Here is a 21,602-nt window from a genome sequence, read left to right as displayed (position 1 = left end):
CCCCACCGTTGAGACCCTCCGCCTCAGACCCACCGACCACATCCGGCCCGCCCGACACAGCAGAGGGGGCAGGCCCTCCGGACAAGCCGCGCGGCACGGCGCCTGCGGCATCCCCCGGCGCCGGATCCCTGACCACGGGCACCGGCCCGGCGGGTGCCTCATCCTTGAGGCGCACCGCCTCAGGCGCCCCCGGCTCGCCGGACACGGCAGAGGCAGCGGACTCAGCAGACGGGCCGGGCGCAGCGGCAGGCGCCGAGTCCCTCCGCGCAGGCGCGGGCACGGGTGCCCCACCCCCTCGCCCCGTCCTCACAGCCGCTCCACATCAAGTACGTGCGACGCGATGTCGACCGGCTTCTTCGTGACCTTCTGTTCGGCGTAGAACCTGGCCACCGCCTCGAAGCGCTTGATGTCCGCGGAGGTGATCGGCTCGACCGTGCCGCCCCGCGCGGTGAAGTCGGTCTGGATGCGCTCGGCCTCGCCGTTGAGCGCCTGCGGGCCCGCGTCCGTGGTGACGTTGAGGTAGCGGGCCGGGTCCTTCTTCTCCCTGGCGCTGTTCTCGTGGAGGTAGTCGTAGAGCGCCTTCACCACCTTCGGGTGCTGCTCGGCGAAGGCCGTGCGGACGGCGGTGAGGCTGTAGTTGTCGGAGCCGATCTCCTTGCCGTCGACGATGAACTCCGCCTTCCCGGTGCCGAGTTCGGACACGGCGTACGCCGCCCAGACCGCCCAGGCGTCGACCTTGCCGGTGTTGAACACCGCGGCGGTCTGGTCGGGCCGCAGGTACACCCGCTCCACCTCGCTCGCCGGGATGTCGTGCTCGGCGAGCGCCTTCAGGAGCAGGTACTCGCCCGTGCCGCCCTGGTTGACGGCGACCTTCTTGCCGACCAGGTCCTCCACCCCGTCGATGCCGGAGCCCTTCTTCGCGAGGATGCCCTCGCCGACCGGGTCGGGTGCGGTGGCGGTGAAGAACTTGAAGCCGGGGGTCTGCGCGAGAGAGGTGATGCCGGAGGTGATCGACCCCGTCGCGATGTCGAGCTGGTCGGCGTTCATGGCCTGCGCGGCCGGTGCGAAGGGACCGGCGCTGCCCGTCCACTCGACCTTCGCGTCGGCCTTCGCCAGGGCCGCGGCGAGGCTGCCGTCCTTCTTGCCGAGGGCGAGGACACCGGCGTTCCCCGGGTCGGGGATGCGGACGGTGACCTGTCCGCCGCCCTCCCCTGCGGAGTCGGCCTCCGAGGTGCCGCAGCCCGCGAGCGCTGCGAGGGCCGCGAGGGCCACCAGGAGTTTCGGAATGCGCATGACGGAGGTCCTTAGTGTGAGGCCGTACGGGACGACGGGTGCGGCGGCGCGGTAGCAGTGGCGGTGGCGGTCGTTCGGGGTGATGCGGGCGCGGACGTGAACTCCGGCTCCGCACGCACCAGTTCGGCGGCCCGCCGCAGCGGCTCGCGGTCCGTCCACGCGCGTACGTCGACGGGTTCGGGCAGGAATCCGTGCTCGCGCAGCCCTTCCTCCTGCCGGGCAAGGAGGCTCAGGCGATCCTCGGACAGATCGGGGTGGAGCGTGCGATGCGTGCCGGGCCGGTAGGCGCCCGCGACGCCCGCCGCGCCCGCGCCCGTCTCCGCGCCGAGAATGCGGGCGACGTCGGCGGGATGGTCCGCCGCCCAGTCGGCGGCGCGGAGGAGCACGGAGAGGAAGCGCGCCACGAGGTCCGGATGGTCGTCGAGCAGGTCCTGGTGGACGGTGATGGGGCGGGGCGTCCCGTTGTTCACGCGGTGCGCCCGGTCGGGGAGTTCGTCCAGCTCGACGGCGACCTCGGCCCCCGCCCGCCGGGCCGCCTCGACCGCGAGCGCACCCTTGACGTACACGGCGTCGACGTCCCCGCGCCGCAGCGCCGCCAGCTCCGCGGCCCACTGCCCCTCGTACCCCCGTGCCGAGACGTCGACCGGAGTCGCGTCACCGAGATCGAGCCCGGCCGACGCGAGGGCCCCGTCGAAGCCGCGCAGCGCCATGGCCCGCCAGAAGTCGATGGCCACGTCGTGCCGGGGCACCGCGAGGCGCAGGCCGCGCAGCGCGGCGGCACCGCGGATCCCCGATCCCGGCGCGACGAGCACGGCCTGGCGCTCCTCGATCCAGGTGAGGCCGACGAGCCGGGTCCGCTCGCCGCGCGAACGGGCCCACAACGCGGGCACGTTGCCGCCCTCGCGGAAGAGGCCGGGCAGCGCGTGCGTGTAGTGGGCCTGGCGGTCCACGGCGGGGTCGGCGGCGTCCGGATCGAGATCCTGAAGGGACCGTACGGCGATGCCGTCCCGCGCGAACTCGGCGCTCAGCCACCGTTGATCGGCCGCTATGCCGGTGGCGGTGGGCACTGGGCAGCGGGTGAACCAGAGTGTCTCCGGCACAGGGGGCACGAGGGCGTGCGTCATGGGCTCTTCCCTGAGGGGTGTGGTGGGTGCGCGCGGTGGCGCTGCCGAGAGCCGCGGAGCGCGGCGACCGGAACTACGGGCTGACGGGGTGAAAGGTCAGCGACAGGCGGCGCTGGCGACGCGGGCCAGGTCTATGTGGCGGCGCAGCGTGAAGGTGGCGCGAACCGGGCGGAGAGCAGGAACCGGGTGGGTGGCGAGCGCTGCGGTACGAGGACGACCGTGCATGGCGCTGCTCCCCTCTCCCGTTCTACGGGCGCTTCCCGTGGTGACGAGCGCAGACTGGCACGGGTGGCGCCCCCTCATCAAGCCGCTTCCCATGATGTGGGAACGAGCGTGAACAGGGTGTTTCACCAGGCGGTTCATGGCCGATTCCGCTGCCGCGATGTGGGAAGCGACGAGGAGAATCGGGCCGGAGAAGAGTGAAGACGCCCCCACCGGAACGGGAGAGGAACACCCCACGTGATCCCAGCGAGCCCCGCGAACGAGGCCCCCACCCCACGCCGCCCCACCGGCGCCCAGTCAGTACGCCGCGCCCTCGACCTCCTGCACTGCTTCCACGACAACGGCCCCGACCTCAGCGCGTCCGACCTGGCCCGCCGCCTGACGCTCCCGGTCTCGACGGCACACCGTCTGGCCCGCACCCTGCTCGACGCCGGTTTCCTGGAGCAGGACTTCCGCACGGCGCGCTACCGCCTCGGTCCGGCCGTGACCGAGCTGGGGCGCCTCTCGTACCACCAGCGCGGCCTCCACCTGGCCGCGCCCGAACTCACCGACCTTGCTGAACGCACGGGCGTCACCGCCGACTTGGCACTGCGCAGCGGACCGCACGCGGTGATCGTGGCGGGCGGCTCGGTCACCCCGAAGGTCGGCCTGCGCCGCCCGCTGCACTCGACGGCACTCGGCAAGGTCCTGCTCGCCTGGGCGCGCCCGGGCGAGGGCGGCCCTTCCTCGCTCCCGCCCCTGTTCCCGTTCACTGAGCGGACGATCGTCGAACCGGCCGCGTTGGAGGCCGAGTTGGCCCGAGTCCGCACCGACGGTTACGCCCGCAACGACGGCGAGTCGGCCCACGGCGTCCGCACCCTGGCCGTACCGGTGCTCGACCGCACCGGCCACGCCCGCTTCGCCCTCGCCCTGCGCGCGACCCCGGAACTGATCACGGACGACAGAACCGACTGGTTCCTCTCCAGGGCACGAGGCTGCGCCCGCGCCCTGGAGGTCCTGCTGCTGCCACCGGGCGACCGGAGCGAGTCATGAGGTGTCACCACGAATGCGCCACGTCCCGCTCTCCTGGTGCCAGACGAGACGAATCCGTCCCTCGTCGGGCCTGCGTGCCGTCAACTCGGCCAGGTCGAAGGAGGACAGGGCTTGCAACGCCTCGTCCGACACGGCTGACGACAGGTACAGCGTGACGCCCGCATCCGGGTCGTCGACGACGACGAACAGGGCCCCCGTCCCCGCGGAAGAGCCGGCTGGTTCACCGGCGCCGCGGTCGGACCCGCGCATGAGGGGCAGGCGACGGATCAGCTGGCGCGCCTGAGCGTATGCGTCCTCGGCGGTCTTGGAGACCAGCGTCTGGATGAAGGGGAGCACGGCCGTGGTGACCAGGGCCGTGAGGACGACCTCCTCACCGGCCACGCGGAAGGCGGGGAGACCTTCGAAATCCCCGTACTTCTGCGCCAGATGGTGCTCGATCTCCGTCGCTCGCCGACGCCAATGCTCTGCCTCGTCGTCGCGTCCTCGGCCCGTGAGGAAGCGTACGAACTCCCGCACTGCATGAAGCGATGTCCCATCCCGGTCACCGTCGGCAGCAGTCCGATACCAGTGCTCCGCCTCATCGAAGCACCCCTGCTCACTGAGGTGTTGGGCGAGCTTCAGCTGCTCGCGGCCGTTCCCGTCCTCGGCCTCCGCTCGCTGCCACGGTTCAGCCTCATCGAAACGCCGCTGTTCCCGCAGGAGTTCGAGAAGCCGGGCTCTGAGGCGACGATGCCCCATGGAGGCGCCGTGTCGGAGCCACCGCTCGCGCTCGTCGTCGCTCGTCGCCGAGATGGCCAAGAGCGAAATGGCGCCTTCGTGACCGACCTCTGCCGCGTTCACTCGCCAGCGGCGACCTTCGTCCGACCATCTCTTGGCCCGCCCGACGAACTCCGGATCCTTGCGAAGCTCCGCCAGCTTCTCCAGATCAACGGCGAACGTCCCGCCGAGGGCCATGGTGACGCAGATCTGGGCCAAGCGATCCATTCCCTCGGAGTCACCCGCCTCAGCAGCCGCGCGCGCCCACGGCTCGGCCTCACGGGGCCGCCCGCTCTCGACCAACCACCCAGCCAGCAGCACCATCGCGCGAACGTCGCCGCCCTCGGAGGCCACAAGGAGGCGACGCACGTCGTCATCCCGCGTGTACGTCCGCATCGCGCCCCTCCCTGCCGAGACCCGAGGGACCCATCGCCCCTGGAGCTTCAACGGCTACTCCCGTGAAGGGACGATGCCACAGGGCACTGTGGTTCCGCCCGCGCCCCGGCGGCACTCGGGACCGGCGACGCCGAGGCGCACGTAGCAGGCACACGAACTACAAAGAGTTCACTTGGCAATTTGGATTCACAACGCGGTCTTCCTCGGGAAACAACTAAGCCTTAGCTTGGTTTCGTGGATGCTGACGAAGAAGATCTGTACACCGCCGAACAGCTCCGGTGGGGCGTCTCTCGCCTCGGCTCGCGGATGCGGGCCGAGCACCAGGGAAGCCCCGAGCCGCTGACCCGCCTCTCGTCCTCGATCCTGGCCAACCTCAAGCACCGCGGTCCACTCGCGATCAGCGAACTGGCGGCGATCGAAGGAGTGCAGGCCCAGTCGCTGACCCGGGTCGTGCAGGACCTGGAGCACCAGGGCCGGGTCACCCGCCGCCGCAGCAGCACCGACAAGCGGCGCCAGGACATCGCACTCACCGAGGCGGGCCTGCGCGCCCTGCGGGACCACGTGAAAGACGGAAACGCCTGGCTGGCGTCGGCGTTGGCGCGGACCCTGACTCCTGCGGAGCGCGGCCTGCTGCGGCTGGCCGGAGAACTCATGCAGCAACTCGCGTCGGTGGACCTGGAGTTGCCCCACCCGGCAGCGCCCGGCGGCGAACGGCCGCCCGACGAGGCAGGACGCACGCGATGACGGCCGGGCGCACCGGCCGGGCCCGAGGCGCTGTCGGCACGGCGCCGAAGCCCGGCTCCCGTACGGCATTCCTCACCGTCATCGCAGCCCTCGGAGCCGTCGGCCCGCTGGCGACGGACATGTACGTTTCGGCGTTGCCGGACATGGCGCGCTCCTTGGGTACCGGTGCCGCCGCCACGCAGGCGACGCTGACCGCGTTCCTGCTCGGCGTGATCGCCGGACAGCTCGTCCTGGGTCCGCTGAGTGACCTGGTGGGGCGTCGGCCCGTCCTCCTGTACGGCACCGCCGCTTTCGCGGTGTTCAGCTTCGGGTGCGCGTGCGCGCCGACGATCGAGGCGCTGACAGCGCTGCGGTTCGGACAGGGCGTCGCGGGCGCCGCGGGCATCGTCGTCGGACGCGCGGTGATCGTCGACAGCTACCGCGGGATCGAACTCTCCCGCGCCTACGCCACGCTGTCCGCGATCGGAGCGCTCGGACCGGTGCTCGCGCCGGTCCTCGGCGGCGGGCTCCTGTCCGTGGCGCCCTGGCGGTTCGTGTTCATCGCGCTCGCGCTCGCCGGGGCGGGCCTGACGCTCGCGGCCGTACGGGTCGTACCCGAATCGCTCCCGCGCGAGCGGCGGGTCGAGGGCGGGGCGGGCGGAGCGCTGCGTACGGCGAGGACGCTGCTGTCACAGCCCGCCGTCCTGGTGCCGGTGGTGACCATGGGCTGCATGGGCGCCGCCGTCTTCTCCTACATCGCAGGGGCGACGTTCATCCTGCACGACCTCCTGCACCTGTCGGCCACCATGAGCAGCGTCGTCTACGGGGTCAACGCCCTGGCCAACCTCTGCGCCTCCCTGCTGTACGGCAGGTTGGTCCGCACACGGCGTCCCGAAACGCTGATGGTGATCGGCGCGGTGACCGCGCTGGGCGGGCAGCTCCTGCTCCTGGTGCTCAGCGCGGCGGCGGGCACCCACTTATGGACCTTCTGCTGGCCCCTGCTGATCACCGTCGCCTCCTTCGGCTTCCTCTTCCCCGCCGTGAGCGCCGTGGGACAGGGCCGCGGCCGGACGGCCCCGGGCACCATGTCGGCTCTGCTTGGCGTGGCCCAGTTCTCCTTCGGCGCGGCGGCCTCTCCTCTCATCGGCCTCTTCGGCACCCGCAGCGCCGCGCCGATGGCGGTGGTGATGAGCGTCTTCCTGGCGCTGACGGCCGTGGGAGCGATCAGCACATGGCGACAGCCAAGCTGACCACGTAGTGCTCCTCGACCGTCCCGTTCGGGAACGCCTCGGCAAGGAGAGTGCGTTCCTCGGCGATGAAGGTGTCCGTCGCCTCCTTGCCGAGAACGAGGAAGTCGGAGTAGCTGGCGAGGTTGGCCACGTGCCTGTCGAGAGGGACGCTCCGGCTCCACGACACGTGCCGGTGAACGAAGCCGAGCTCGGGCGGCAGGCCGCGGAACCGGGCCAGGGGGTCGTGAGGGATGCCGTCTCAGCCGAACAGGACCCGGAGAGCCTCCGGGACGGATTTCCGCTGGTCGGTCCAGTGCCACGCTTGGGCGTACGTCAGGACGTCGATGGAGGCGGAAGCCAGCGGCAGGCTGTTGCCGTCCCCGATCACCACGGGGACGTCGGGCAGGTGGAGACGGCACTGGGCAGCCATCTCGGGGCCGGGCTCGACCGCGACGACCTTGGCGCCTCGGTCCCGGAGGACCATCGTCGCCAGTCCCGTACCCGCCCCGACGTCGGCGACGCGGGCTCCCTTCAAGGGGGAGCCCGTGATGTCCTCGACCGCGTCGAGCAATTCCGGCGGGTACGAAGGACGGTTCGCGGCGTAGCTGGCGGCGATCCCGTCGAACGATCGGGCCTGCGAAGCAGAAGTAGGGGTCACGCTCACATTGTTCCGGCGCGTCCCCGCTACTCGTGGTGGTGCCCCGACATTCCCGAGGAGCCCTTCGCGGAGCCGGAGGAACCCTTCCCGGAGCCGGAGGAGCCGGAGGAGCCGGAGGAGCCGGACCCCTTCGACGCCGCCGCCCCCGCATGATGCGGCTCATAGTCCGGAATCGTCCCATCCGCCTTCTTCACCAGGAACAGCCCCGCCATCCCCATGTCCGAGTGGCTCTGGACGTGGCAGTGGTACATCCAGGCGCCCGCACCCACCCCCTCCCCCGCGATGACCTGGAACCCGAACGAGTCGCCCGGGCCCGTGATCTTGTCGTCGAGGATCTGGCTGGGGTCGTCGGGGCCCGTCAGCATGCCCGTCCTGTTGTCCGCCCAGCGGTGACCGTGCACGTGGAACGTGTGGTAGTACTCGCCGTGCGTGATCGAGACGAACTCGACCCGATCGCCCACCGTGGCCTCGAAGGTGGGGCTGTCGTGGCCGGACTTGTTGTTGATCGTCATGTCGTTGAAGACGATCGTGAACGTCTTGTCCGGCAGGATGTCGCCCTTGCGGCGCACGATCAGCGGGCCGTAGAGACCCTTGCGTACGCCGCCGGTGCCGTGATCGGTGCCGACCACGTGGTCGTGGTAGTGCCAGTAGCCCGCGGTCCCCGGCCGCCACGTGCCGTCCTTGCGGCGGCCCGGCGCGTGCGTGCGCCAGGTGTAGGTGCGCTTGCCGCCCGGCTCGACGTCGCTCCTGGTGTGCTTCGTGCCGTCGCTGGAGATCTCGTAGTCCATGCCGTGGACGTGCAGGCTCGCGTTGACGTCCATCGTGTTCTCGAACTCGATGTGCAGCGTGTCGCCCTCGTTGAGCTCGATCAGCGGGCCGGGAACGGACGCCTTGCCCTTCTCCAGGCCGTAGCCCATCTGCCCGTCGGCGAGCTTCTCCGCGTACAGCTTGATGCGTTTGACCTCACCGCCCGCGGGTGCCGTCCGCGGCGGCGCCTCGGCCGTGCTCGCGTCGGGCGCACCCGCGATCGACAACGATGTCACCCCCGCCGCCGCTACCGCGCCGCCCACGATCATCCGCCGGTTGAAACTCCGCCGGTCGAGCCCACGCCGTTCCGAGCCGCTCCCGTCCGAGCCACTCCGGTCCTGACTCCGTCTGTCCATGCCGAACTCCCCACTGCGGTACGGAGGGTGACGGGGCGCAGGAGGCCCCGGGGACGGCCACACGGTATCCGCGGGATCTTCGTTTATCCACACTCAGGACAAAGTTGGTGCTATCGCGGTCATACCTATTGGCGGCTGGCGAAAAGAGGTCTAGCTTCATCGGCGCCGTTGCTGCGACCGACGAGGGGTGGGTGTACTCATGCGGCTCACACCGCATCAAGAACCCTGGAACACCAGAGGGTTGAGCAGAGAACGACGACGCAGACCGAACCGTTCACCGCGGGCCTGGGCGGCAGTCCTGCTGTCCGGCGCCCTGGTCACCGGGGTGCTCTCGGCGCAGGCCGCGTCCGCGCGACCGTACCCGGAACCACCGCTGACAACGATGTCCCTGCCCTCGCCGCCCGGCGGGGCCAAGGTGAAGGTCCTGGTCTTCCACGGCTCGGCCGCGGGCGGCGACGAGTCCCCCGTCGTCAACGCCGGGATCGAGGCCATCGAGAAGATCGGCCTGTCGGGACCGGCCGCGCAGCGCTTCACGATCGAGGCGACGGACGACCCTGCCGTCTTCACCAACGAGACCAAGCTCGGCAAGTTCAACGCCGTGACCTTCCTGACCGGCGGCGGGGACGTCCTCGACCCCGAACAGGAAGCGGGCCTCGAAGCGTTCATGGAGGCGGGCGGCGGCTTCCTCGGCATCCATGACGCGGCCCGCGCGGAGCCGTACTCGAACTGGTTCACCGGCCTGATCGGGGCGAGGCCCGCCGACTCCAGCCCGACGACCGTGCAGCGCGCCACCGTCGAGGTCGGCGACCGCGAGAACCCCGCGACCAAGGGCCTGCCCCTCCAGTGGAAGCGCCCCGACCGGTGGCTGAACTGGACCAAGAACCCGTCGGGCGACGTGCACACGGTCGCCCGCGTCCGGGAGTCGACCTACCAGCCGGGCGCCTCCAAGAACGGCTGGGACCACCCGGTGTCCTGGTGCCGCGACTACGACGGCGGGCGCTCCTTCTACACCGGCATGGGCGGCACCGCGTCCTCGTACGACGAGGCGGACTTCCGCGGTCACCTGCGCGGCGCCCTGCTCTGGACGACCCGCATCGCGCGCGCCGACTGCAAGTCGACGATCAACGCCAACTACCAGGCGCAGCGCCTGACCCAGGCCAACCAGCCGGGCCAGAACGACCAGATCGGCGAGCCGCACGGCCTGGTCACCGCGCCCGACGGACGCGTGCTCTACATCGGCCGCGGCGGCGCCGACTCGTCGCAGCCGGTCGTCACCGACTGGAACGACCCCGACATCGGCAAGGGCAAGGGCGAGATCCACGTCTACGACCCGAAGACGAAGAAGGTGACCCTCGCGGGCGCGCTCTCCGTGTTCGGCAACAAGGGCGGCGGTGACGAGCTCATCAAGGTCGAAGAGGGCCTGCTGGGCATCGAGTTGGACCCGAAGTTCGCGCAGAACGGATGGGTGTACCTGCACTACACACCGCACTCGAAGATCAACCGCGATACGCACATGGGCGAGCGCTACGTCTCCAGGTTCACGCTCGACCAGGCCACGAACAAGCTGGACATGGCGAGCGAGAAGGTGCTCCTCAAGTGGCCGGTGCAGATCCACAGTTGCTGCCACGCGGGCGGCGGGATGGCCTGGGACTCCAAGGGCAACCTCTACATCGCGACCGGTGACAACAACTCCTCGCGGTTCAGCGACGGTTACTCGGGCAACAACCCGCAGCCGAACTTCAAGGGCGTCTCCTTCGCCGACGCGCGCCGCACGGCGGGCAACACCAACAACCTCAACGGCAAGATCCTGCGCATCCACCCGGAGCCGGACGGGACGTACACGCTCCCCGAGGGGAACCTCTTCACCGGCAAGGAGCCGGACGAGGGCGGCGGCAAGACGCGCGGTGAGATCTATGTGATGGGCGTCAGGAACCCGGCGCGCATCTCGATCGACAAGAAGACCGACACCTTGTACGCGGGGTGGGTCGGCCCCGACGCCGGTGAGCCGTCGACGACGTGGGGCCCGGCGAAGTACGACACGTTCGCGGCGATCACGCACGCCTCCAACCGCGGCTGGCCGTACTGCATGGGCAACAACCAGCCCTACCGCGACCGCAACCTGCCGGACCCGAGCAAGCCGCTCGGCTGGTACGACTGCAAGAACCTCAAGAACGAGTCGCCCAACAACGACGGCCTGGTGAACATCCCACCGGCCGAGCCCAACAACATCTGGTACTCGCCGCAGGGCGGCGGTGTGGACTATCCCCGTGACGCGAACGGCGTACCGAGCTACAAGACGTCGGAGCAGAAGCAGCTCCTGCCGTGGCTCAAGGGCGGCGGTCAGGCAACGATGAACGGCCCGGTCTACCGCTACGACGCGGCGAGCACGAGCGCCGACAAGTGGCCCTCCTACTGGGACGGCAAGTGGTTCGTCGGCGACTTCTACGACGGCGACCAGCCTCGGCACGCGGTGCTCACCGACCCCAAGACGGTCGGCAACGGCGGCCTTCCGGTGCACGCCGAGTCGCTGCGGAAGATCATTCCGATCGGCAACGACGGCATCAAGAACCTCATGGACTGGAAGTTCGCCCCCGACGGCTCGCTGTACGTCCTCGACTACGGGCGCGGCTTCTTCACCTCGGACGCGAAGTCGGCGCTGTGGCGCGTGACGTACAAGGGCGGGGCGGCGACCCCGGCCGCCGACGACCTGGCAAGGAAGGCGGGATGATGCGCTCCCCCACGAAGTCCCCCACGAGGCGAAGACTGTGGACGGCTCTGTTCGCCGCGCTCCTGATGGTGCTCGGCCTGACCTCGACCTCGGCGACGGCACGTCCCGACAACACCGGGATCTCCGCCGACCAGACACTGAACTGGACCGCGGACAACGACATCACCAAGTACAAGTCGGCGCCCACGACGGCGGTGGCGGGCAAGACGACGATCGTCTTCGAGAACAGCGAGGCGACCGGCAACACCACCGGCATGCCGCACACGCTGACGTTCGACGTCTCCGACCCCGAGTACAACAACGACGTCAAGCTGAACCTCCTGGCCAACCCCTATGACGCCCAGGGCGGCAAGCAGACCGCCGAGGTCACCCTCACTCCGGGCCGCTACCGCTACCACTGCACGATTCCCGGGCACGAATCGATGCAGGGCATCCTCGTGGTGACCGAAGGCGGCGGCGAGGACACCACCGCGCCGGAGGTCTCGGCCAAGGTGGAGGGCACCACCAACTCCGATGGCGCGTACGTCGGTTCGGCGGCGGTCGCGGTCACGGCGACGGACGCCGGGTCGGGCGTCGACAGAATCGAGTACGCGGTCGGGGCCGACGGCGCCTGGCAGCCGTACACCGCGCCCGTGGTCGTCGACCAGGTCGGCACCCACAAGATCCGCTACCGGGCTTCCGACAAGGCGGGCAACGTCGCGGCGGAGAAGGCCGCGGACTTCACCGTGGTCGCGCCGCCCACGGACGACAAGACGCCGCCCGAGACCTCGGCCACGGTGAGTGGCGAAAAGAACGACCAGGGCCAGTACGTGAGCATGGCGACCGTCACGGTGACGGCGTCCGACACCGGGTCCGGCGTCAACAAGATCGAGTACGCGGTCGGGGACGGCGCCTGGACGACGTACGCCGCGCCGGTCATGGTCCACGAGACGGGCACCCACAAGGTCCGCTACCGGGCGACCGACAAGGCCGGGAACCAGGCGGCCGAGAAGTCCGTCGAGTTCACGGTGGTCACGCCGCCGGTCCAGGACAAGACGCCGCCGGAGACCTCGGCGAAGGTCGACGGCGACAAGGACTCGGACGGCGCCTACCTCGGCAGGGCGAAGGTCACGGTCACCGCGACCGACGCCGACTCGGGCGTCGCCAAGGTCGAGTACTCCCTGGACGGCGGGCCCTACCTCGCCTACGAGGCGCCGGTCGTCGTCGACCGCGTGGGGCGGCACACCGTGGCGTACCGGGCGAGCGACAAGGCGGGCAACACGGCCGGGGCGAAGACCGTGTCCTTCACGGTCTCCGAGGGCGGCGGCGTCCCCGCGCCCAACTGTCCCGAATTCGACGAGCGGTTGACGGTGATCGTCGGAACGGTCGACACGGGCATACCGAACCGCGTCACCAACAACCGGTGCCGCATCAACGAGTTGATCGAGGACGAGAAGGAGTGGACGTCCCACGCGCTCTTCCTCAAGCACGTCAAGGGCGTCACCGACAAGCTCCTGAAGACGGGTGAGATCGACCAGCGCGAGTACAACAAGATCAACCGCGCCGCCAAGCAGTCCGGCATCGGCAAGCCCGGTCAGACGGACGGCTACCGCAAGCTCTTCGACGGCACCCAGGCGTCCCTGAACAAGTGGGAGCAGGTGGGCGGCGGCAAGTTCGGCCTGAACGCCGACGGCACGATCACCAGCAGCACCACGGTCCAGGGCATGGGCATGCTGTGGTTCCCCGAGCGGAAGTACGGCGACTTCTCCCTGAAGCTCCAGTGGCGCGACGACGCGCCGGGCAACGGCAACACCAACTCCGGTGTCTTCGTGCGCTTCCCGCAGGTCCACGACCACCCGGAGGAATCACGTCCGGAGTGGGTCGCCATCAAGTACGGGCACGAGATCCAGGTCCACGACCGCCCCGACGGCGACATGTACAAGACGGCGTCTATCTACGGCTTCGACCGGGTCGGCCTGGCGGGCGCCGGTGTCACCCCGAAGGGGACGTGGAACGACTACGAGATCCGCGTGGTCGACCAGCACTACTCGGTCTACCGCAACGGCGTGCTGCTCAACGAGTTCGACAACACCGGCGGGCAGGAGTTCGTCCCCGCGCGCTCCGACGATCCCGGCACGGACGGACGGCGGTTCGCGTCCGGCTACGTCGGGCTCCAGGTGCACGGTGTGACGGACGTGGTGTCCTACCGGGACATCAGGATCAAGGAACTGTAGGCACCAGCGCACCCGGTGCCCTCGTCCCCCCGGGGGCGGGGGCACCCTCGCGTCACCGGACCGGCCTCACCTCGACCGTCACCGCGTCCGGACCGCCCTGCGTGAGCACCGGGTTGCTCCGCACCGAGACGAAGTCCTCGGGCGCCACGGCCCCCGACCCGTCGACGTCCGCGTGGACCCGGACCGTGTAGCGGGCCCGCGGGTCCGGCTCGGGGAGCGCGAGGGTGAGCCGGGCCCCGGCGGTGAGGTCCACGCCCCGCTCGGCCGTACGGGACACCACGCGGGCCCGCGCGTCCGCCGCGGTGACCTCCTCGACCTGCGCGCGCAGGGTCACGGCGCCCGTCGGCGGTGTCGTACCCGGCGCGAGACAGACAGCGATTTCTACGTTGCGCATACGCTCGCCCAGCCCTTGTTGGTCGGCAGGTGCCCCACTACTTTCCGCAAAATAGCGCCTTTCGCGGCGTGGCGTGAAGTCGAATCCGAGGGGAGAACGGGATGCCTGCTTCAGAGTCACGAGTTTCCGGTGAGGGTCACGGGGAGTTCCGCTCCTCGCGGGACGTGAAGACCGGGCTGATCGACGGAACGAGCTTCCAGATCAAGCCGGTGCAGTACGTGGACATCGACGGACTCGCCGTGTTCGAGGGCGACATCGTGCTCGGCACCGTGGCGGAAGTCGAGCGCCGCACCTCGGAATTGCGGGCGGAATCGGAAGGGAAAGTACCGGAGTCGGCTGTCGTCATCACCGGACAGCAGTTCCGCTGGCCCAATGCCCTGGTGCCCTTCGAAATCGACGGGAACCTGCCGAACCAGCAGCGGGTGACCGACGCGATCGCGCACTGGCAGTCCCGCACCCGGATGCGCTTCGTGCAGCGCACGCCCGCCAATCAGGCGCAGTTCCCCGACTTCGTGCGCTTCGTGCCGGGCGGCGGCTGTTCCTCCTTCGTGGGCCGTCAGGGCGGATCGCAGAGCATCACCCTCGGCACCGGCTGCACGACGGGCAACTGCATTCACGAGATCGGGCACGCGGTCGGCCTGTGGCACGAGCAGAGCCGTGAGGACAGGGACCAGTTCGTGACGATCGTCTGGGCCAACATCACCCAGGGGTTCGAGCACAACTTCGACCAGCACATCACGGACGGCGACGACGTGGGTCCCTACGACTACGGCTCGATCATGCACTACCCCCGGGACGCCTTCTCCAGCAACGGCCAGGACACCATCGTCCCGACCGTGCAGGGCGCAGCGATCGGTCAGCGCACCGGTCTGAGCACGGACGACATCGCCGCCGTGCACGCGATGTACGGCCCCTCGCCCGCCGCGGGACCCGTGGTGTCGTGGGAGTCGGACCGCCTCGACGTCTTCACGACGGGCACCGACTCGGCGCTGTACCACAAGTGGTGGGACGGCAGGGCCTGGGGCCCGAACGTCAAGGGCTGGGAGTCCCTCGGCGGAACCTTCACCAGTGCCCCGACGTCCGTGGCGTGGGCGCACGACAGGCTCGACCTGTTCGCCAGGGGCACCGACTTCGCGCTGTTCCACAAGTGGTGGAACGGCAGCGCGTGGGGCCCGGGCGTCAAGGACTGGGAATCCCTCGGCGGAATCTGCACCAGTGCGCCCGAGGCCGTTTCCTGGGGGCCTGACAGGCTCGATCTCTTCGTGACGGGGACCGACGCGGCGACGTACCACAAGTGGTGGAACGGGAGCTCCTGGGGACCCAGCGTCAAGGGCTGGGAATCGCTCGGCGGAATCTGCATGACCAAGCCCAAAGCCGTTGCCTGGGGCGCGAATCGACTCGATCTCTTTGTGATCGGTACCGATTCGGCGCTCTACCACAAGTGGTGGGACGGAAACGCGTGGGGCCCGAGCGTCAAGGGCTGGGAATCCCTCGGCGGAACCTGCATGAGTGAACCCGTGGCTGTTTCCTGGGGACAGAACAGGCTCGACCTGTTCGTGATCGGAACCGATTCTGCGCTCTACCACAAATGGTGGGACGGAAACGCGTGGGGACCCGGCGTCAAAGGCTGGGAATCCCTCGGCGGAACCTGCGAGGGCACGCCCGCAGCCGTCGCATGGGGAAACAACCGCCTCGACCTGTTCGTCATCGGGACGGACTCCGCGCTGTTCCACAAGTGGTGGGACGGAAACGCGTGGGGCCCGAGCGTCAAGGGCTGGGAATCCCTCGGCGGAACCTGCACGAGTTCGCCTTCGGCGGTCTCCTGGGAGCCGAACCGGCTGGACCTGTTCGTCAGGGGAACCGACTCGGCGCTGTTCCACAAGTGGTGGGACGGCAAGGCGTGGGGGCCCGGCCTCAAGGACTGGGAGTCCCTCGGCGGCGTCCTGACCCATTTCACGGACTGACGCTCCAAGGAGCGGGCCGAGGGGGCACCGCACCGGCCGGTCGGTCCCGCCGCGGCGGCCGGGTCAGTCCTCGTGTCTGGCCCGGCTCGGCTGCACCCGCTTCGGTTCGCCCGGCATCTTCGGGTACTCCGGCGGGTACGGCAGGTCACCCAGGTCCCGGTCCCGCTCGTCCCGCTCTGCGAGGTCGAGGAGGGCGTCCAGGGAGTGGGCCCGGTCCTCCATGTCCGCGTGGACGTCGCCGAGTTCGGCGAAGCGCGCGGGCATGGTGCCGATGTCGAAGTCCTCGGGGACGGCGTCGTCGACCTCGTCCCAGCGCAGCGGCGCGGAGACCGGGGCGTGCGGACGGGCCCGAACCGAGTAGGCGGAGGCGATGGTGCGGTCGCGGGCCGTCTGGTTGTAGTCCACGAAGATCCGCGCGCCGCGCTCCTCCTTCCACCACGCCGTCGTCACCGCGTCCGGCATCCGCCGCTCCAGTTCCCGCCCGCAGGCGATCGCGGCCCGCCGCACCTCGGTGAAGGTCCAGCGCGGCTCGATCGGCACGAAGACGTGCAGGCCGCGCCCGCCGGACGTCTTGGGCCACCCGACCAGTCCCCCGAACTCGGCCAGAACCGCGCGGAGTTCGTGCGCGGCCCGCACCGCGTCGGCGTAGTCCGTGCCCGGCTGCGGATCGAGGTCGATGCGGAGTTCGTCCGGGTGGTCGGCGTCCTCGCGCCGCACCGGCCAGGGATGGAAGGTGAGCGTCCCGTACTGCGCGGCCCAGATCACGGCCGCCACCTCGGTCGGGCAGATCTCGTCGGCGGTGCGCCCACTGGGGAAGGCGATGGTGCCCGTCGGGATCCAGTCGGGCAGGTTCTTCGGGGCGCGCTTCTGGTAGAAGGACTCGCCGCTCACGCCCTCCGGGTAGCGCTCCAGGGTCGTGGGGCGGTTCCTGAGCGCGCGCAGGATGCCGGGGCCGACGGCCACGAAGTACTCGGCGAGGTCCCGCTTGGTGAACCCCCGCTCGGGAAAGACGACCCGGTCCGGACTGGAGAGCCGCACCGTCCGCTCCCCCGTGTCGATCTCCACGGCCGCACTCTTGCCCTTGGCTGCACCCATGCGAGCCACGCTAAGCGGGCCGGACACACAGCGCACATTCACTACCGGTTCACCGCACACCGGGCGATACACGCGAATACGCCGCAGAATCGGATCATGGACCTGCCGGTGACGCCCCCCGTGAAGCCCATGCTCGCCAAGCCCGTGGCGAAGATCCCGCCGGACATGCAGTACGAGGCCAAGTGGGACGGGTTCCGGGCGATCGTCTACCGCGACGGGGACGAGGTCGAGCTCGGCAGCCGTACGGGCAAGCCGCTGACCCGCTACTTCCCCGAGCTGGTGGCCGCCCTGCGGGAGCGGCTTCCGGCACGCTGCGTGCTGGACGGCGAGATCGTGATCGCCAGGGACGGGCGGCTCGACTTCGACGCGCTCACGGAGCGCATCCATCCCGCCGAGTCGCGCGTCGCCCTGCTCGCGGAGCGGACCCCGGCCTCCTTCGTCGCCTTCGACCTGCTCGCCCTCGGCGACGACGCGCTGCTCGACACGCCGCTCACCGAGCGCCGGGCCACTCTGGAGCAGGCCCTGTCCGGCGTCACGGCCCCCGTCCACATCGCCCCGGCGACCAGGGACCCCGAGGTGGCGCGGCGGTGGTTCGAGCAGTTCGAGGGCGCGGGCCTGGACGGCGTGATCGCCAAGCCGCTCGACCTGCTCTACCGGCAGGACGAACGCCTCATGTTCAAGATCAAGCACGCCCGCACGGCGGACTGCGTGGTCGCGGGGTACCGCTTCCACAAGAGCGGGCCCGTCGTCGGCTCGCTGCTGCTCGGTCTCTACGACGACGGGGGCGTCCTGCAGCACGTCGGCGTCTGTGCGGCGTTCCCCATGAAGCGGCGGGCCGAGCTCGTCGAGGAGCTGGAGCCGCTGCGGATGGAGTCGACGCAGGGGCACCCGTGGGCGGCCTGGACCGACGAGGCGGCCCACGAGAGCGCCCGCCTGCCCGGCGCCCCGAGCCGCTGGTCGGGCAAGAAGGACCTCTCCTGGGTGGCGCTGCGCCCGGAACGGGTCTGCGAAGTGGCGTACGACCACATGGAGGGCGGCCGGCGCTTCCGCCACACGGCCCGCTTCCGCACCTGGCGCCCCGACCGCACCCCGGAGGGCTGCACCTTCGCCCAGTTGGAGGAGCCGGTGCGCTACGACCTCACGGACGTGCTCGGGCCACAGCGCTGACCCGCACCCTCACGCCACGCGCGACGCATTCACGCCAATGTTCGAAGCGGCGCGCGCGTACCTTCCGCCCCACTGACCTCGACCCTAGGCTCCTGCGCCTGACACGTCAGTTACCGATGGTAAGGGGGACGGGGCATGGGGCGCAGTGGTGCCGAGGGCAGTACGCGACGGGGGTTCGTCGCGGGGGCGGCGGCGGTCGGCGGCGCGGCCGCGCTGGGTGTGGGGGCGGGGGCGCTGACCGCGGCGGCGGCCGCTCCCGGGGCCCCGCGCGCGCGGCAGTCCGTTGCCGTGCTCGGCGGCGGCGTGGCGGGCCTGACCGCCGCGCACGAACTGGCCGAACGCGGCTTCGCCGTCACGGTCTACGAGCGCAGGGCCCTCGGCGGCAAGGCCCGCAGCATGGACGTACCGCACAGCGCGAAGGGCAACCGCAAGCCGCTGCCGGGCGAGCACGGCTTCCGCTTCATCCCGGGGATCTACCACAACCTCCCCGACACCATGCGGCGCATCCCCTTCCCCGGCAACGCGAACGGCGTGTGGGACAACCTCGCCGCACCCCGCGAGATGTCGTTCGCGCGCACCGGCCGCGAGGACATCCGGATGCCGATCCCGTGGCCGGGCAGCGAGCCGGAGCAGCTGACGCTCGACGACATCGCGCGGGCGCTCACCGCGCTGCTCGACACCGCCTTCAACCTGCCGGGCCACGAGATCGCGTACTTCGTGAACCGCGCCCTGGTCTTCCTGACCAGCTGCGACGAACGCCGCGACGACGACTGGGAGTCGACGCCCTGGTGGGAGTTCGTGCGCGCCGAGCGGATGTCGAAGGACTACCAGCGCATCCTCGCGATCGGCGTCACCCGCAACATCGTGGCGACCAAGGCCGAGGTGGCGAGCACCCGCACCGTCGGCACCCTCGGCGAGGCGTTCGTCCTCAACGCGCTCGGCCAGGGCGCCGACGGCCCGCCCGACCGCATCCTGAACGCGCCGACGAACGAGGCGTGGATCGACCCGTGGGTGACCCACCTCACGTCCCTCGGCGTGGAGTTCAAGATCGGCTGGACCGTGCGCGAGCTGGCGTTCGGCGGCGGCCGTATCACCAAGACCGTGGTCGAGGACCCCCAAGGCGCACGGCGTGACATCACCGCCGACCACTACGTCCAGGCGATGCCCGTGGAGCACGCGCGCAAGACCTGGAGCAGCGAACTGAAGGCCGCCGACCCGCAGTTGGCGCGCTGCGACAAGCTGGAGACGGACTGGATGACGGGCATCCAGTTCTATCTGACGGAGCGTCCGCCCGTGGTCAAGGGCCACTTCAACTGCATCGACTCGCCCTGGTCGCTGACCGGCATCGCGCAGGCGGGCCACTGGCCCGAGCGCGACTTCCCCGCCGACTACGGGGACGGCGCCGCGGTCGAGTGCCTTTCGGTGGACATCTCCGAGTGGGACAAGCCCGGCATGCTGTACGGCAAGACGGCCAAGCAGTGCACCAGGGACGAGGTCGCCAAGGAGGTGTGGGCGCAGCTCAAGGCCGCGCTCAACGACACCGGCAAGACGGTGCTGAGCGACAGCAAGCTGCACTCGTGGTTCCTCGACCCCGGCGTCGACGGCCTCGGCACCCCGAACCCGACCAACGAGGACCAGCTCCTCATCCATCCCGTGGGCACCCTGCACAACCGCCCTTCGGCCGCCACGAAGATCCCCAACCTCTTCCTCTCCGGCGACTACGTCTCGGTCGACATCGACCTGGCGACGATGGAGGGCGCCAACGCGTCGGCCCGTCAGGCGGTCAACGCCCTGCTGGAGAGGGCCGGTTCGGACCAGAAGCCGTGCACGGTCACCCCGTTGTACCGGGTCCCCGCGATCGAGCTGCTCAAGCGCCACGACCGCACCCGCTACCGGCTCGGTCTGCGCAACGCCCTGGATCTGGGCTGACGCGCTGCGAACGGGCGGGTACGGGGTAGGACCTCCGCATGAGACGGCGGACGCACACGCGGATACGGGCCGGGGCGGCGGTGGCGATCGCGCTCGCCGCCCTGATGTCCGGCTGCACGATCGAGCCCGACGGCGGGGCGGACGGCAAGCCTCCGCCGGGCGCGGGCGACGGCGGCACCGTGCTCGCCGTGAAGATCGACAACGTGGGTCCCGCGCGCCCGCAGACCGGCATCGACGCCGCGGACGTCGTCTATGTCGAGCAGGTGGAGGCGGGCCTCAGCCGGCTGATGGCGATCTTCGCCTCGCACGTGCCGGACGTGATCGGTCCGGTGCGCAGCGCGCGCGAGACGGATCTCGAACTGCTGCGGCAGTTCGACGATCCGGTGCTCGCGTTCTCCGGTGCGCAGTCCAAGCTCCTCCCGCTGATCGCCGACGCGCGCCTGCGGGCACGGCCGCCCGGCAAGGCGCCCGGCGCCGCCTACTACCGGGGCGGCGGCAAGGCCGCACCGCACGATCTGTTCCTGCGTCCCGCCGCCCTGAAGGCCGCGCCGAGCGCGGGCGGGCTCGCGAGCACCGGGTTCCGGTTCGGCCCGCGCCCGGCGGGCGGCACGCCGGAGACCCGGCGCACGGTCCGCTTCCCCGCGGCCCGCTTCACCTTCGACTGGGTGGAGTACGAGGGGCGTTGGCGCATCGCGATGGACGGCGAGCGGGCCCGTACGTCCGCGGGCAAGGAGCTCAGCGCGTCCACCGTCGTCGTGCAGTACGTGAAGATCCGCGAGTCCCGCTTCCACGACCGCTCGGGCAACGTGTCGCCGTTCAGCGAGACGGTGGGCTCGGGCACAGCGCGGGTGCTGCGGGACGGCAGGGCCTACGACGCGCGCTGGAAGCGGCCGACGGCCGAGGACGGCACGGAGTTCACGACGGCGGACGGTGCCGCGCTGCCCTTCGCCAAGGGGCAGGTGTGGGTGGTGTACGCGAAGGCGTGAGCGCGGGGGGGCCTGGCCCTGTCAGCCCCGCGCGGCCGTTGCCGGTTCGCCCGGCCGGCGCGACCTGTCTTCTCCCGGGTTGCGCAGCCCCTCCGCCGCGTCCGCGACCCGCTGGATCAGATCGAAGAACACGCCCTGCTCGTCGGCGGAGAGCGGCGCGAGGAAGACCTGGTTCATCCGCGCCGTCCGCAGGGTGAGCTTGCGGTGCGTGCGCCCGCCCTCGTCGGTGAGCCGCAGCAGATAGCGGCGGCCGTCCCCCGGGTCGCGGACCTTGTCGAGCAGTTCGCGCCGGATCAGCCTGCTGATGACCTCGGCGACGGTCGAGCGGTCGAGCCCCACCCGCTCCCCCACGGTCCGCTGGTCGAGGCCGGGTTCGGCGACCAGGGCGTTGAGCACGGCGAACTGGGGCGAGGTGATCTCCTCGGAGACCATCGTGTTCCACAGGAGGTAGTGCGCCTGCTGCAGCCGCCGGGCCAGGTGCCCGGGGTGGGTGGCAAGGTCCACCGCGGCCATGGGATTCTCCTTCGTGC

At 70.4% G+C, this 21,602-nt stretch carries 17 protein-coding genes and 1 pseudogene; 9 read left to right on the top strand and 9 right to left on the bottom strand.

Annotated features, from left to right (window positions below; translation table 11 throughout):
• Positions 1-306: 306 nt before the first annotated feature.
• The 3 genes from KY5_RS35760 to KY5_RS43310 form a co-directional block, all read right to left on the bottom strand.
• On the bottom strand, positions 307-1,293 hold the full coding sequence (locus KY5_RS35760) for an NrtA/SsuA/CpmA family ABC transporter substrate-binding protein (RefSeq protein ID WP_098246093.1): 987 nt from the start codon (positions 1,291-1,293) through the stop codon (positions 307-309).
• Between the two features lie 11 nt (positions 1,294-1,304).
• Positions 1,305-2,417 (bottom strand): ABC transporter substrate-binding protein, encoded by a 1,113-nt coding sequence (locus KY5_RS35755; protein ID WP_098246092.1) that lies wholly within the window; start codon positions 2,415-2,417, stop codon positions 1,305-1,307.
• Positions 2,418-2,513: 96 nt separating this feature from the next.
• The gene (locus tag KY5_RS43310) at positions 2,514-2,642 is read right to left on the bottom strand and encodes a putative leader peptide (RefSeq protein WP_418952843.1); all 129 of its coding nucleotides are present in this window, start codon (positions 2,640-2,642) and stop codon (positions 2,514-2,516) included.
• A gap of 237 nt (positions 2,643-2,879) precedes the next feature.
• Between KY5_RS43310 and KY5_RS35750 the strand changes: the two genes are divergently transcribed.
• Entirely contained in the window at positions 2,880-3,671 is a 792-nt protein-coding gene (locus tag KY5_RS35750; protein WP_098247698.1) for an IclR family transcriptional regulator, read from the top strand.
• Here the strand turns inward: KY5_RS35750 and KY5_RS35745 are convergent.
• Complete coding sequence (locus KY5_RS35745; protein ID WP_098246091.1) at positions 3,666-4,823, bottom strand: hypothetical protein; 1,158 nt, start codon at positions 4,821-4,823, stop codon at positions 3,666-3,668. The genes KY5_RS35750 and KY5_RS35745 overlap by 6 nt on opposite strands.
• 234 nt (positions 4,824-5,057) lie before the next feature.
• On the opposite strand from KY5_RS35745, the gene KY5_RS35740 reads away from it, so the two are divergent.
• Together KY5_RS35740 and KY5_RS35735 are read left to right on the top strand one after the other, a co-directional pair.
• A complete protein-coding gene (locus KY5_RS35740) occupies positions 5,058-5,567 on the top strand; it encodes a MarR family winged helix-turn-helix transcriptional regulator (RefSeq protein WP_098246090.1) in 510 nt (169 codons plus the stop codon).
• Entirely contained in the window at positions 5,564-6,796 is a 1,233-nt protein-coding gene (locus tag KY5_RS35735; protein ID WP_098246089.1) for a multidrug effflux MFS transporter, read from the top strand. Before KY5_RS35740 ends, KY5_RS35735 begins: the two co-directional genes overlap by 4 nt.
• Here the strand turns inward: KY5_RS35735 and KY5_RS35730 are convergent.
• Both KY5_RS35730 and KY5_RS35725 read right to left on the bottom strand, forming a co-directional pair.
• Positions 6,771-7,433 (bottom strand): annotated as a pseudogene (locus tag KY5_RS35730) (class I SAM-dependent methyltransferase). The gene KY5_RS35735 and the pseudogene KY5_RS35730 sit on opposite strands and share 26 nt — an antisense overlap.
• Positions 7,434-7,459: 26 nt before the next feature.
• A complete protein-coding gene (locus KY5_RS35725; protein WP_098246088.1) occupies positions 7,460-8,509 on the bottom strand; it encodes a multicopper oxidase domain-containing protein in 1,050 nt (349 codons plus the stop codon).
• Positions 8,510-8,795: 286 nt separating this feature from the next.
• On the opposite strand from KY5_RS35725, the gene KY5_RS35720 reads away from it, so the two are divergent.
• Both KY5_RS35720 and KY5_RS35715 read left to right on the top strand, forming a co-directional pair.
• Positions 8,796-11,324, top strand: a complete 2,529-nt coding sequence (locus KY5_RS35720) for a ThuA domain-containing protein (RefSeq protein ID WP_098246087.1) — start codon at positions 8,796-8,798, stop codon at positions 11,322-11,324.
• On the top strand, positions 11,324-13,537 hold the full coding sequence (locus tag KY5_RS35715; protein WP_098247697.1) for an OmpL47-type beta-barrel domain-containing protein: 2,214 nt from the start codon (positions 11,324-11,326) through the stop codon (positions 13,535-13,537). The genes KY5_RS35720 and KY5_RS35715 overlap by 1 nt, the downstream gene beginning before the upstream one ends.
• 52 nt (positions 13,538-13,589) lie before the next feature.
• On the opposite strand, the gene KY5_RS35710 is transcribed toward KY5_RS35715, so the two are convergent.
• Positions 13,590-13,931, bottom strand: coding sequence for a hypothetical protein (locus tag KY5_RS35710; RefSeq protein ID WP_159072677.1), 342 nt, complete (start codon positions 13,929-13,931; stop codon positions 13,590-13,592).
• A 101-nt stretch (positions 13,932-14,032) separates the two neighbouring features.
• Here KY5_RS35710 and legP point away from each other — a divergent pair, with 101 nt between their 5' ends.
• Entirely contained in the window at positions 14,033-15,895 is a 1,863-nt protein-coding gene (gene legP, locus KY5_RS35705; RefSeq protein ID WP_098246085.1) for a Dot/Icm T4SS effector Zinc-dependent metalloprotease LegP, read from the top strand.
• Between the two features lie 63 nt (positions 15,896-15,958).
• Here the strand turns inward: legP and ligD are convergent, their stop codons facing one another.
• Positions 15,959-16,990, bottom strand: a complete 1,032-nt coding sequence (ligD, locus tag KY5_RS35700) for a non-homologous end-joining DNA ligase (protein ID WP_098246084.1) — start codon at positions 16,988-16,990, stop codon at positions 15,959-15,961.
• 96 nt (positions 16,991-17,086) lie between these two features.
• Between ligD and KY5_RS35695 the strand changes: the two genes are divergently transcribed.
• The 3 genes from KY5_RS35695 to KY5_RS35685 all read left to right on the top strand — a co-directional run bounded on the left by KY5_RS35695 (position 17,087) and on the right by KY5_RS35685 (position 21,072).
• Complete coding sequence (locus KY5_RS35695; protein ID WP_098246083.1) at positions 17,087-18,157, top strand: ATP-dependent DNA ligase; 1,071 nt, start codon at positions 17,087-17,089, stop codon at positions 18,155-18,157.
• A gap of 135 nt (positions 18,158-18,292) precedes the next feature.
• Positions 18,293-20,086 (top strand): hydroxysqualene dehydroxylase, encoded by a 1,794-nt coding sequence (locus KY5_RS35690; RefSeq protein WP_098246082.1) that lies wholly within the window; start codon positions 18,293-18,295, stop codon positions 20,084-20,086.
• A 38-nt stretch (positions 20,087-20,124) separates the two neighbouring features.
• Positions 20,125-21,072 (top strand): DUF3048 domain-containing protein, encoded by a 948-nt coding sequence (locus KY5_RS35685; RefSeq protein ID WP_098246081.1) that lies wholly within the window; start codon positions 20,125-20,127, stop codon positions 21,070-21,072.
• Positions 21,073-21,093: 21 nt separating this feature from the next.
• On the opposite strand, the gene KY5_RS35680 is transcribed toward KY5_RS35685, so the two are convergent.
• Positions 21,094-21,585, bottom strand: a complete 492-nt coding sequence (locus KY5_RS35680; protein WP_098246080.1) for a MarR family winged helix-turn-helix transcriptional regulator — start codon at positions 21,583-21,585, stop codon at positions 21,094-21,096.
• Between the last annotated feature and the right edge of the window lie 17 nt (positions 21,586-21,602).

Source organism: Streptomyces formicae (assembly GCF_002556545.1).
In the GTDB taxonomy this organism is placed as follows: Bacteria; Actinomycetota; Actinomycetes; order Streptomycetales; family Streptomycetaceae; genus Streptomyces; species Streptomyces formicae_A.
The sequence above is the reverse complement of the archived record's forward strand: the minus strand, read 5'-3'. Positions and strand labels throughout refer to the sequence as shown.